11 protein-coding genes are annotated in these 11,807 nt (G+C 72.1%); 4 read left to right on the forward strand and 7 right to left on the reverse strand.

What is annotated here, in order from left to right; genetic code table 11:
• Nucleotides 1-1,002, forward strand: a 1,002-nt coding sequence (locus HII36_RS49120; RefSeq protein WP_217370923.1) for an AEC family transporter, incomplete at its 5' end; no start/stop codon positions are given.
• 80 nt (nucleotides 1,003-1,082) lie between these two features.
• The gene (locus tag HII36_RS49125) at nucleotides 1,083-1,730 is read left to right on the forward strand and encodes a PadR family transcriptional regulator (RefSeq protein ID WP_173530295.1); all 648 of its coding nucleotides are present in this window, start codon (nucleotides 1,083-1,085) and stop codon (nucleotides 1,728-1,730) included.
• Nucleotides 1,731-1,733: 3 nt separating this feature from the next.
• On the opposite strand, the gene HII36_RS49130 is transcribed toward HII36_RS49125, so the two are convergent.
• The 6 genes from HII36_RS49130 to HII36_RS49155 are packed head-to-tail and all read right to left on the reverse strand — an operon-like array spanning nucleotide 1,734 to nucleotide 8,250.
• Complete coding sequence (locus HII36_RS49130) at nucleotides 1,734-2,684, reverse strand: aldo/keto reductase (RefSeq protein ID WP_173530290.1); 951 nt, start codon at nucleotides 2,682-2,684, stop codon at nucleotides 1,734-1,736.
• Between the two features lie 20 nt (nucleotides 2,685-2,704).
• Nucleotides 2,705-3,577: a branched-chain amino acid ABC transporter permease gene (locus HII36_RS49135; RefSeq protein ID WP_173530291.1), complete on the reverse strand. Its 873-nt coding sequence runs from the start codon at nucleotides 3,575-3,577 to the stop codon at nucleotides 2,705-2,707.
• A 2-nt stretch (nucleotides 3,578-3,579) separates the two neighbouring features.
• A complete protein-coding gene (locus HII36_RS49140) occupies nucleotides 3,580-4,719 on the reverse strand; it encodes an ABC transporter substrate-binding protein (RefSeq protein WP_217370924.1) in 1,140 nt (379 codons plus the stop codon).
• Nucleotides 4,716-6,503, reverse strand: a complete 1,788-nt coding sequence (locus HII36_RS49145) for a branched-chain amino acid ABC transporter ATP-binding protein/permease (RefSeq protein ID WP_173530292.1) — start codon at nucleotides 6,501-6,503, stop codon at nucleotides 4,716-4,718. Before HII36_RS49145 ends, HII36_RS49140 begins: the two co-directional genes overlap by 4 nt.
• Nucleotides 6,500-7,312 (reverse strand): ABC transporter ATP-binding protein, encoded by an 813-nt coding sequence (locus HII36_RS49150; protein ID WP_236004839.1) that lies wholly within the window; start codon nucleotides 7,310-7,312, stop codon nucleotides 6,500-6,502. Before HII36_RS49150 ends, HII36_RS49145 begins: the two co-directional genes overlap by 4 nt.
• The gene (locus HII36_RS49155; RefSeq protein ID WP_173530298.1) at nucleotides 7,312-8,250 is read right to left on the reverse strand and encodes an alpha/beta hydrolase; all 939 of its coding nucleotides are present in this window, start codon (nucleotides 8,248-8,250) and stop codon (nucleotides 7,312-7,314) included. Before HII36_RS49155 ends, HII36_RS49150 begins: the two co-directional genes overlap by 1 nt.
• Before the next feature lie 80 nt (nucleotides 8,251-8,330).
• Between HII36_RS49155 and HII36_RS49160 the strand changes: the two genes are divergently transcribed.
• Together HII36_RS49160 and HII36_RS49165 are read left to right on the forward strand one after the other, a co-directional pair.
• A complete protein-coding gene (locus tag HII36_RS49160; protein ID WP_217370925.1) occupies nucleotides 8,331-9,953 on the forward strand; it encodes an amidohydrolase family protein in 1,623 nt (540 codons plus the stop codon).
• Nucleotides 9,954-10,051: 98 nt separating this feature from the next.
• Nucleotides 10,052-11,029: a methyltransferase gene (locus HII36_RS49165; RefSeq protein WP_173530293.1), complete on the forward strand. Its 978-nt coding sequence runs from the start codon at nucleotides 10,052-10,054 to the stop codon at nucleotides 11,027-11,029.
• 15 nt (nucleotides 11,030-11,044) lie between these two features.
• On the opposite strand, the gene HII36_RS49170 is transcribed toward HII36_RS49165, so the two are convergent.
• Entirely contained in the window at nucleotides 11,045-11,689 is a 645-nt protein-coding gene (locus HII36_RS49170; RefSeq protein ID WP_173530294.1) for a response regulator, read from the reverse strand.
• Nucleotides 11,690-11,807: the final 118 nt, after the last annotated feature.

Here is an 11,807-nt window from a genome sequence, read left to right on the forward strand (position 1 = left end):
AGAGACAGGGGCGGGCGGGCACCCGATACGCTGCCGGACGTCCGATTGCGGGAGGTCCGGGAGTTGTCGGGGATTGTCGCGGCATTCGCCGCCCTGGTGTCCGTCGCCGTCCTCGGCTACGTCATCGCCGCCGCCGGGCTCTTACGCGCCAGCGACGAACTGGTCCTTTCGCGGCTGACGTTCTACGTCGCCACGCCCGCGCTGATGTTCGCCACCGTCTCCAGGGCCGACCTGAGCGCGCTGCTGTCTCCGGTGCTGCTCAGCCAGGTCGTCGCGGTGGCCTGCACCCAGTTGGTGTTCGTGCTGGTGGCACGGCTGGCCTGGCGGCGCGACGCGCGGCGGGCGACGATCGGCGCGCTCGCCTCCTCCTACGTCAACGCCGGCAACCTGGGCCTGCCGCTGGCCCTGTACGTGCTCGGCGACGCCGCGCTCATCGCGCCGATCCTGCTGTTCCAGCTCACCGTGATCACCCCGGTCTCGTTCCTGATCCTCGACAAGCGCGCAGGTTCGGCGCGTGCGGCGCTGCTGACGCCGGTGCGCAACCCGCTCACGGTCACCTCGCTGCTCGGGTTCGCCTGCGCGCTGGCCGGGCTGCGCCTGCCCGAGCAGGTCATGCGCCCGGTCGACCTGCTCGGCGGCGCGGCGGTGCCCGTCGCGCTGCTGGTCTTCGGTCTCAGCCTGTACGCCTCCCGCCAGGCCGCACGCGGACCGGGTGACCCGGCGCCGGACGAGGACGGCACCGGCCGGGACGTGTGCCTGGCGGTGCTGCTCAAGTCCGTCGTCCAGCCCGCGATCGCGTACCTGACCACCCGGTTCCTGCTCGGGCTGGACGGCCCCGCGCTGCTGGCCGCCACCCTGTTCGCGGCGCTGCCGACCGCGCAGAACATCTACGTGTACGCGGTCACCTACGACACGGGCAGGCGGCTGGCCCGCAGCTCCGTCCTGCTGACCACGGGACTGTCGGTCCCGGTGATGGCGGTGGTCGGGGCCGCGCTGGGGTGAGCCGGGCCTTGTCCGGCCGCCGCGCGTACACTTGTCCTCGCCAGCGAGTAATCGCCGACGGGGACGATGGGGTGAGCGTGATGCCGAAGCGGCGCAAGGTCGCCAACCTGCTGGCGCTCGCCGTGCTGTCCGCGCTGGCCCAGCGGCCGATGCACCCGTACGAGATCGCCACCGCGCTGCGGGCCTGGGGCAAGGACCAGGACATGGAGATCAAGTGGGGGTCGCTCTACACGGTCGTCCGCAACCTGGACAAACATGAGCTGATCGCGGCCGTGGAGAGCGTGCGCGAGGGCCGCAGGCCGGAGCGCACCGTCTACCGCATCACCGACGCCGGCCGCGCCGAGCTGATCGACTGGGCCCGCGAGCTGGTCTCCACGCCCATGCCGGAGCAGCCGCGCTTCCGCGCCGGGCTGTCGGTGCTCGGTGCGCTGCGCCCGGACGAGGCGGCCGATCTCCTGCGCCGCCGGCTGGAGCTGCTGGAGAAGGGCATCGAGGAGGCGCGCGGCACGCTGGCCGGGCACGCCCGAACCGTCCCCCGGCTGTTCCTGATCGAGTCGGAGTACGACCTGGCCGTCCGTGAGGCGGAGGCGTCCTGGATCCGCGGGCTGCTCGCCGAGCTCACCTCGGGTGCCTTCCCGGGGCTGGAGACGTGGCGCGTCTACCACGAGACCGGCGAACTGCCCGCCGACCTGGCCGGCCTCGCGGAGCGGGCCGGCCAAGCGGATTGACGCTCAGGGGCCTTCGGGGTCCACGAGGTCGCCGTCCACCCAGTACGGCGCCACCACCTCGCGGATCCGCGCCGCGCCCACCCGGCGCACCAGGTCGAGCGCGCCCGCGTTGTCCACGAGCTGGGCCAGGCTGGTCGCGCCGAACAGCACGGTGGCCACCGCCGGATGGGTGAGGCAGAAGGCCACGCAGAGCTGCGCGGGCGTGGTCTCCAGCGCGGCGGCGACCTCGGCGATCCCCTCCGCGGCCTTGACCACCTGCTCGCGCACCCCGCCCGCGTCGGGGAACACCGGGCGGGCCGGGCTGGCCTTGCCCGCCAGGATGCCGCCTTCCAGCACGTCGCTGGCCTGCAGCGAGATGCCCGCGTCGAACACCTCGGAGAACGGCACGCCCTCCGGGATCGACCGGCGGCACGGGCTGTACTTGAGCTGGGCGAGCTGCGGCCCGGGCGAGCCGAAGTCGGCGGCGTGGTTGCGGATGGTCAGGATCGAGGTGGCCGACCAGTTGTTGACGCCCCAGCAGCCGAGCAGTCCCTCCGACTCCAGCGCGGCCATCTCGCGGGCCAGCCGCCGCAGGTCCAGGTCGTCGCGGTGGATGTCGCCGAGCACCGCCAGGTCCGCGTGGTCGGTGCCGGCCCGGAACAGGGCACGTTCCAACTGCGCGCGCAGCGGCTGCTCCGGGTAGCCCTCCAGCCACAGCTTGGCCGACAGCAGGTAGTCCTCGCGGGCGACGCCCGCACCCCGGACGATCGCGGAGAACAGCACGTCCGTGAACACCGGCGGATTCTCCGGCAGGCCGTAGACGCCCACGTCGAACAGGTTGATCCCGATGTCGACGGCGTGGCGCAGCATGCCGACCGCGTCCTTGAAGTCCATGCGGTCGTAGGTGTGCCACGAGCCGAGCGACAACACCGACGCCTCGGGCCCGTGCCGGCCGATCCGGCGTCTGGGAACCATCTCACTCCTCGCTGTTCGTCTCACACGTTCGCTTCGGTGTCCCACACCTGGTGCCGGCTGCGCCACCACAGCAGCGCCACCATGACCAGGAACGGCAGCACCCCGCGATACTGCTGGACCGCCTCCAGCGAGGCGGTCACCCCTTCCAGGCAGCCCAGCAGCAGCCCGCCGGCCAGCGTCAGCCACAGGCTGCCGAACGCGCCGACCATGGCCACCGCCAGCGCGGTCGTCACCAGGTTGGCCAGCGTGGAGAAGTCGCCGCCGAGCCTGGGCGCGACCAGCACGATGACGAGCGTGCTGATCGCGCCGATGGCCACCCAGACCAGCATGGCCAGCCTGGGCGCGGGGATGCCGACGACCTGCGCGGTCGCCGGGCGCTCCGACAGGGCCTGCAGGCGCAGGCCCACGCGGGTGCGCCCGAGCAGCAGGCCCACGCCCACGGTGATCAGCACCGCGAACGACAGCGACACCAGCACCGCCTGCGGCACGATCACGTCGCCGACGGTGAACGCCGGCTCGTCGAACGGCTGCGGGAAGCGCCGGGCGCCGCTGGTGTTGTTGCCGAACAAGCGCAGCCCGACCGAGATCAGCGCGACGAACACGGCCACCGTGACGGCGGCCTTGGTGCGCAGGTCGTGCTCGCCGAACCAGCGCACCAGACCGGCCCCGAGCAGGCCCGACAGCAGCCCGCCCGCCAGCACACCGGCCAGCAGGGCGAGCCACACGTTCAGTCCCGCGTCGGTGAGCGTCACCATGACGAACGCGCCCATGGCGCCGATCGCCGCCATGGCGAAGTTGACCACCGCGACCAGCCGGTACGTCAGCACCACGCAGAGCCCGAGCAGTGCGTAGACGCCCCCGCTGGTCAGACCGGCGACAACAGAATTGAGCATGGTCAGTTCTTCTTCGGCACGATGAAGCCCTCGGGCAGGACGACCCACTTGCCGTTCTCGGCCTTGACGAAGCGGCTGCCCTCGATCGGGTTGTGCGTCTCGCCGGGGCCGAACACCCACGGGGTGCCCACCATCGGGTAGTTGATCGGTTGCATGTTCTTGAACGCCTGGGTGACCGACTCCCTGGTGATGTCACCCTTGATCGTCTTGAGCACCTGGACGAACACGTCGGCCGCCATCACGCCGCCCTGGCTGAACGCGGTCTTCTGGATCTTGTTCGTGTTGACGACCTTCGCCCAGCGGTCGTTGCCCGGCAGCGTCTCGTCGGTGTACGGCTGCCACTCGGTGCCGGCCTGGGCGCGCATCCCGGCGGGGATGAGCGCGGCGTTGGCGTCGGTGTAGGCGTTGGCCATGAGGATGAACTCGACGTCCGTCATGCCCTGCGTCTTGGCCTGCGCGAACCACGGCCCGACCTGCGCGTTGTAGATGACCGACTGGCAGCCCGCCGACTTGAGCTTGACCAGGTACGGCGTCGGGTCGCCCTGCCCGACGGAGGTGTCCTTGACCGTCAGCGTCTTGCCGGTCAGGTCCGTCCACTCCTTGATGGCCGCGTCGATGCCGCCGCCGCTGCCGGGCAGCACGGTGAAGGCCAGGCACACCTTCTGGTGGCCGAGCGTCTCGGAGGAGTAGTAGAGCATCGCCGTCAGCAGCTTGAACGGGCCCGGGTTGACCGGCGCGATGTTCGGGCTGTTGAAGCAGGCCGGGTCGACGCCCACGGCCGGGATCGAGATGACCTGCGCCTTGCTGTAGGTGGCGCGGTTCAGCCCGCAGTCCACCGCGCTGGACGAGCCGACGAAGGCCACCACCTCCTCGGAGTCGATGAGCTCGCGCGCGGCCTCCGTGGCGCGCTGCGGGTTCATCGCGTCGTCCTTGCTGATCAGCTCCAGCTTGCGGCCGTTGATCCCGCCGGCCGCGTTGACCTCCTCGAAGACGGCCTTGACCGCCTGTGGCACCTCGGGCGTCTGGAACAGCCCGGTGATGCCGTTGATGGCTCCGACCTTGATCGTCCCGCTCCCCCCTGAGCCGCCCGAGCAGGCGGTTGCGGCGACGACTAAGACCAGGGCCACGAGTACGCGTTTCACGATGTCTCCTCCAACACTGTCCCGAGATAGGCGGCCCGGACGGCAGGGGCGTCCAGCACGTCGAGCGTCGGCCCTGAGGCGATCACGTGCCCGAAGTCGAGCACCGTGACGTGGCCGCAGGCGGCTCGGACGAGATCCATGTCGTGCTCGACCAGCAGGATCGACACGCCGAAGCGGCCGGGGACCTGGGCGAGACGATGGCCGAGCCGCAGCGACTCGGCGGCCGACTGGCCCGCGCCCGGCTCGTCGAGCAGCGCGACCAGTGGCCGGGCGGCGATCGCGGCGGCCACGTCGAGCAGCCGCCTGGTGCCGGCGTCCAGGATGGAGACGGGCACGTCCGCCGGTGGGCAGCCGAAGAACGCCAGCACGTCCTCGGCCTCCTCCTCGCGCAGGCGGCGGCCGGCCACGATCGCGAGGTATTCGCCCTGGGTGAGCTCGGGTGCGATGGCGGTGGTCTGGAAGGTGCGCCGCAGGCCACGCCTGGCCCGCGCGCTGGGGGTGAGCCGGTCGATGGACCGGCCGGCCAGTTCCACCGTGCCGTCGTAGCGGGCGAGGAAACCCGTGACGGCGGAGATCAGGGTCGACTTGCCCGCTCCGTTGGGGCCGATCAGGCCGGTGACGCCGCCGGCGGGGACGGTGAGGTCGACCCCGTCCAGCGCGACGACCTCGCCGAACCTGACGGTCAGCCCGCGCACGTCCAGCCCGCCGAGTTCGGTGGACACGGGCGCTCCGGTGGACACGGGCGCCCCGGTGGACGCGCGCCCTTGGGGGTCACCGGCCGCCAGCCCAGCTGCCTGGTCACCGTCCAAGGGCGCGCGCGTCTTGCGCGCCCCGGGCTCCAGCAGCCGGCGCGCGTCGCGTTCGCGCTTGCGCGCGCGCGTGAAGTCGGTCTGGCTCACCCCGCTGCGCAGGGCGAAGATGGCCAGCGCGCCGAACAGGATTCCGCCCAGGTCCTGGGGCAGGCGCAGCTTCTCCAGGACGGTGGCCATCACCGCACCGAACACGCCGCCCATGACCGCGCCCTCCGGGTTGTGCGGGCCGATCAGCACGGCCACGGCGAACAACGCCAAAGACTGCATCATGGCGAAGTTTCCGGAAACGACCAAACCGAGCTGGCCGGCCATCAGCCCGCCGCCGATACCGGCGATGAACGCGCTGATGGCGAACGCGGTGAGCTTGCTGCGCGCCACCGAGATCCCGTGCGCGGCGGCGGCCCGCTCGGAGTGCCGCAGCTCCAGCCAGGAGCGTCCGATCCTGGTCTGGTTCAGCAGCGCCAGCCCGATCGCGATCAGCACGAACACGATCACGGCCAGCCGGAAGTAGGCGGCGTCGGAGGCGAACAGGTCGGGCCGCACCACGGTCTTGAGCTCGGTGGTGCCGGGGAACTGGTTGGCGTTCAGCACGATGTCGGTGGACACGGCGAACCCGAGCGTCACCACGGCCAGGTTCACGCCCCTGATCCGCAGCGCGGGCAGCCCGATCGCCACTCCCACCGGCACCGCGGCGAGCCCGCCGAGCAGCAGCCAGAGCAGGAGGCCGCCGGGCGCGTCGGCCAGGTTCAGCCGGAGCACCACCCAGGCGCCGATCGCCGCGAACGACATCTGGCACAGCGACATCACGCCGGCCCGGCCGACGATGACGCCGTAGCTCTGCATCAGCACGCCGCTGACGACGGCGGCGACGGCCAGGTAGATCCAGTACGGGGGCAGCACGAGCGGCAGCACCACACAGGCGGCCAGCGCCAGCCCGAGTCCCGGGCCCCACGTCCTGAGCAGCGCGTTCATGAGGTTTCGCCTTCCGCGACCGCTGCCGTATCGCCGGCGGTCTCCGTCACCGTGCCGAAGTAGAACTCGTGCAGCCGGTCGTCGGCCCCGCGCAGGTCCGCGCACGGGCCGTCGTAGACGATCCGGCCCTTGCGCAGCACGTACGCGCGAGTGCCGATCTCCAGCGCCAGGTTGGCGAACTGCTCGACCAGCAGCACCGCGATGCCCAGCTCGGTCAGGTCGCGCACGGAGGCCATCAGCCTGCGCACCACGACCGGCGCCAGGCCGAGCGACATCTCGTCGATGAGCACCACCTTGGGCGCGGCGATGAGCGCCCGGCCGAGCACGAGCATCTGCTGCTCGCCGCCGGACAGGAGCCCGGTGGGCACCGAGCGCCGCCGTTCCAGCTCGGGGAACAGCCGGTACACCATGGCCACGTCGCCGTCACCGTCGCCGGAGACGAGCAGGTTCTGTTCGAGCGTGAGGGTGCGGAAGACGGTGCGCGCCTGCTCGGCGTAGCCGAGGCCGGCCTGGGCGCGCCGGTAGGTGGGCAGCCCGGCCAGCTCGGCGCCGTCGAGCGTGATCGTGCCCGCGGACGCCTTGGCCAGCCCGGCGATGCCGTCGAGCAGCGTGGTCTTGCCCGCGCCGTTCGCGCCGAGCAGGACGGTGACGGTGCCAGGGGCCACGCCCAGCGTGACCTCGTGGACGATCGGGACCTCTCCCCTGGAGACGCTGATGCCCCGGACGTCCAGGATGTTCGACACCTCGCGAACATCCGGGACGTCCGGACCGGCCCCCGACGCCGGCAGCGGCTCCATCGGCGATCCCATCAGCGGCTCCCGAAGGCCGCGCGCAGGGCCGCGATCGCCCGTTCGTGCGCCAGCCTGGAGGCGCTCAGCTCGGTGGGCAGCAGGCCGAAGAAGCCGTGGATGAGGCCGTCGAACCTGACCAGTTCCGCGGGCACGCCGGCACGCCGCAGCGCGGCCGCGTACTCCTCGCCCTCATCACGCAGGACGTCGTACTCGGCGCCGAGGACGAGGGCGGGCGCCAGCCCGGACAGGTCGTCCGCGCGCAGGGGGAGCAGGTACGGATCGTTCAGGTCGGCGGCGTTTCTCGGGTACTGGGTGAAGAACCAGTCCATGCTGGACTTCGACAGGAAATATCCGTCAGCGTAGTCCCGATAGGAGTCGCGGCCGTCGTCGGGGTGGCCGAGTACCGGTGAGATCAGCACCTGCAGCGCCAGCGGCGGGCCGCCGAGGTCGCGTGACTTGAGCGCGGCGACCGCCGCGAGGTTGCCGCCCGCGCTCTCACCGCCGACCGCGATGCGGGACGGGTCGACGCCGAACTCGGGACCGTGCTCGCGCACCCAGCGCACGGCGGCGTAGCAGTCCTCGGCCGCGGCGGGGAACGGGTTCTCCGGTGCGAGCCGGTAGTCCACCGAGATGACCACCGCCCCGGCGCCGGCGCAGAGTGCCCGGCAGGCGAACTCGTTCTCGTCGAGCGATCCGATGACCCAGCCGCCCCCGTGGAACCAGACAAAGGCAGGAAAAGGACCATTTCCGGATGGGGTATACCGGCGAATCTGGATATTTACCGCAGGACCAGGAAATATCGTGTCGACAACGCTCCCCACGGCGGGGAGGTCGGCCGGCATGACCCAGTACTTCCGGAACTCCTCCCTCATCACCGCCGCCTCCGGCGGCGGCCCGTCAGCCGGACCCATCAGGGTCCGCTCGATGACGCGCCGCGCTTCGGGATGCAGGGGCATCAGCACCTCCCGCGCAAAATCGTATCTGATTCCATGTACGTTATGCGGGTGGAATTCCAGGTGTCCAGAGTGGAGCGGACATGAAATCTTGGGCTGACAAGGGGTGGGCGGATCTGGTCATGACCGGGGGCGTCATCCACACGATGAACCCGGGCGGGCATCTGGCGGGCGCGATCGCGATCACGGGCGGCCGAATCGTCAGAGTGGGCACTCCGCTGCAGGTCCAGCCGCTGGTGGGGCCGGGTACGCGGGTGATACGGCTGGGCGGCCGCTCGGTACTGCCCGGGATCAACGACTCGCACCTGCACGGGGCCTGGCTCGGCCACCGCAGAACCACCCCGCTCCCCGGCGGCCCGCTCCCAGAAGGCCCGACCTCTGGCGGCCTGCCACCCGTCGGCCCCTTCCACGGCGGCCCGACCTTCGCCGGCCCGCTCTCCGGTGACCGGTCCTCCGGCGGCCTGCCCGTGTGGGGCATGGCCGGGCCGGAGACGTCCCACGCGTCCGGGGCGCATCCGGCGGCGCCGGACTCCGGCCGGCTCCGCACCTCGGAGCAGCGGCGTGCGGCCATCCTGCGTACCGGCGACCTGCTCGCCTCCCTCGGCATCACCAGCTACACCGAGCCAGGTCTCGGCCCGGGCGAGGACGCCGGCGCGACGGGCTGCTTCGGCACGGCGGTGCTGGAGGAGTACGCCCAGCTGGCCGCCGAGGGCCTGCTGCGCGCCCGGGTGACGGCGTTGCTGCTGTTCGGCGAACGTAACCGGCCGAGCTCACCGTCCGCGCTGCTGGACGGTCTGCGCGACTTCACCCCGCCGGCGGACGTGCCGGGCTGGTTCAGGGTGGCCGGGGTGAAGATCTTCGCCGACGGCGTGGACGGGCCCGAGGCCGCGCTGGCGCAGATGATCGGCGCGGCCGCCCGGGCGGGACACCAGGTGGCGGTGAACGCCATGAGCGGCACCGCCACGAGAGCGGCCGCCACCGCCCTGGCCCGCCTCCGACACCCCACGCACCGGCACCCGGACCCGGACGACGACTACCCGCACCGGCACCCGGACCCGCACCCGGACGACGCCTACTCGGACGCCCCCCGCTCGCTGGCCGCGCACCCGGACGGCCGCCACTACCTGATCCACGCCGGCCTGCTGGACTCACCGACGCTGGCCGCGATGGCCGCCGCCGGCATCGGCCTGAACACCCAGGCGGACCTCGCCGCCCTCCCCCCGCACGACGTCCAGACGCCCGCCACACCACGGAACGGCATGCGACAGGATGCCGGCGCCCCGGACACCCCCCACGGCGGCCGAACGCCGCACGAGGCCCGCACCTGGAGCGGGCCGCAGGACACCCGGACATCCGGCACGACCACCGCCGCCTGGCCGGTCGGGGACGCGGTCGAGGCCGGGGTCCCGCTCTGCCTCAGCTCCGACGCCCCCGCCCTGACCCCCGACTGGCGCCACCACGTCGCCGCCGCGCTGTCCAGGCGCGAGAGCGGCCGCCGGCTGACGCTCGACCAGGCGTTGCGCGCGTACACGAGCACGCCGGCCCGGCAGGACGGCGCGGAGTCGTGGAAGGGGTCGCTGGAGCCCGGCAAGGTGGCCGACCTGTGCGTCCTGGACACCGGACTGCTGGACGCGAGCCCCGCCGACGTGCGCGCGGCCGAGGTCGTGCTCACCGTGGTCGGCGGCCGGATCGTGCACGAACGCTGACCGGCCCGCCACCGCCCAGGACCTGAGCTCCGGCCGCTGCCAAAGGCTCAGAAATCGTATAGCATCTCCAATATTCTTCGCCTGAGGGAGTGTCGCGCATGTCTTCCCAGCCGGACAGGATCGTGGCGGTCGCCACCGGTTACATGGCCGCCAAGCAGCTCTTCTCCGCCTCCAGGGCGGGCCTGTTCGCCGCGCTCGCGGCCGGGCCGGCGACCGTGGCCGAGCTGGCCGCGCGCACCGGCCTGCCGGAGCGCACCACGCGGATACTCGCCGACACCATGACCGGACTCGGCCTGCTCGACCGCGCCGACGGGCGCTACGCCAACGCCCCCGACGCCGCCAGGCACCTGGCCGGCGCGGGCGACGACGTCGACCTGCGGCCGTTCCTGACCTTCCTGGACGGCATCAGCTACGGCCACTGGCTGGCCTTCGACGAGACGGTCGCCACCGGCGGCCCAGCCCCGCTCGACCTCGGCGGCGAACGCATGACCACGTTCCTGACCGGCGTGATGACCTACAACGCGCTGCACGCCAAGATGCTCGCCAAACTGTACGACTTCAGCGGGCACCGGCGGGCGCTCGACTTCGGCGGCCTGTCCGGGGCGTTCCTGGCCGAGGCGCTGACGTCCGCGCCCGGGCTCACCGGGGTGTTCCTGTCGGGCGGCCAGCTGACCGGGCACGCGCGCAAGACGCTCGCCGACGCCGGGGTGGGCGAGCGGGTGACGGTGACGGAGAGCGACGTGCTCACCGGCGAGGTGCCGTCCGGCTTCGACCTGGTGCTGCTCGAACACGTGGTGCACCGCTACGAGCCGGAGCAGAACGTCCGCATCGCCGAGCGCGCCAGGCAGGCCGCCGCGCCGGGAGCCAGGCTGCTGGTGCTGGACTTCTTCCTGGACGACGAGCCCAGGCAGCGGACGCTGGACGCGCTGCACGCGGGCGAGTACCTGATGATCGACGGCACCACGGTCTACCCGCACGACGAGGTGTGCTCCTGGCTGACGGGCGCCGGGTGGGAGCCGATGGAGACGCGGGCGCTGCCCGGATGCCCCCGGGTGATCGTGGCCCAGGCGAATTGAGCCGGGCGAGGGGCCTCAGCCGTCCAGGTAGCGCAGGATCGCCAGCACCCGGCGGCTGTAGCCGGGGTCGCGGGGCAGGTCGAGCTTCTCCATGATCGCGTTGACGTGCTTCTCCACCGTGCTCACGGACACGTGCAGGCGTTCGGCGATGGCGGCGTTCACGAAACCCTGCGCGAGATGCTGGAGCACCTCGCGCTCGCGCCCGCTCAGCCGGCTCAGCGGGTCGGCGCGCGTGGTGCGGGCGAGCAGTTGCCGCACCACCTCGGGGTCGAAGACGGTGCCGCCGGCGCGCACCCGCTCGATCGAGCCGAGGAATTCCGCCACCTCCGACACCCGGTCCTTCAGCAGGTATCCGAGCCGCTCGGTCGATCCGGTGAGCAGCTTGGCCGCGTAGGTCTTCTCCACGTACTGCGACAGGACCAGCACGCCGACCTCCGGCCAGCGTTCGCGGATCTCCAGCGCGGCGCGCAGGCCCTCGTCGGTGTGCGACGGCGGCATGCGCACGTCGACGACGGCCACGTCGGGACGGTGCCGCCGCACCTCGTCGAGCAGCGCGCCGGCGTCGCCCACGGCGGCCACGACCTCGTGCCCGGCGTCGTCGAGCAGCCGGCTCAGCCCCTCGCGCAGCAGCACGGAGTCGTCGGCCAGGATCACCCGCACGCGGCACCGCCATCGCAGTGACGAGACACGTTCACTCCCACGCCGCACCGCCGACGCCAGAACCGGGCACGTTCACGGTCACTCCCATGCCAGGGCCGACTCTGGCTCTTATACACAT

Origin of the sequence: Nonomuraea antri, assembly GCF_013283785.1 — a bacterium.
Lineage (GTDB): Bacteria > Actinomycetota > Actinomycetes > Streptosporangiales > Streptosporangiaceae > Nonomuraea > Nonomuraea antri.

Bases quoted from the DNA above. Each gene is read 5' to 3' on its own strand.
- HII36_RS49125 (WP_173530295.1), top strand. From the start codon at position 1,083: ATGCCGAAGCGGCGCAAGGTCGCCAACCTGCTGGCGCTCGCCGTGCTG.
- HII36_RS49130 (WP_173530290.1), bottom strand. From the start codon at position 2,684: ATGGTTCCCAGACGCCGGATCGGCCGGCACGGGCCCGAGGCGTCGGTG.
- HII36_RS49135 (WP_173530291.1), bottom strand. From the start codon at position 3,577: ATGCTCAATTCTGTTGTCGCCGGTCTGACCAGCGGGGGCGTCTACGCA.
- HII36_RS49145 (WP_173530292.1), bottom strand. From the start codon at position 6,503: ATGAACGCGCTGCTCAGGACGTGGGGCCCGGGACTCGGGCTGGCGCTG.
- HII36_RS49150 (WP_236004839.1), bottom strand. From the start codon at position 7,312: ATGGGATCGCCGATGGAGCCGCTGCCGGCGTCGGGGGCCGGTCCGGAC.
- HII36_RS49155 (WP_173530298.1), bottom strand. From the start codon at position 8,250: ATGCCCCTGCATCCCGAAGCGCGGCGCGTCATCGAGCGGACCCTGATG.
- HII36_RS49160 (WP_217370925.1), top strand. From the start codon at position 8,331: ATGAAATCTTGGGCTGACAAGGGGTGGGCGGATCTGGTCATGACCGGG.
- HII36_RS49165 (WP_173530293.1), top strand. From the start codon at position 10,052: ATGTCTTCCCAGCCGGACAGGATCGTGGCGGTCGCCACCGGTTACATG.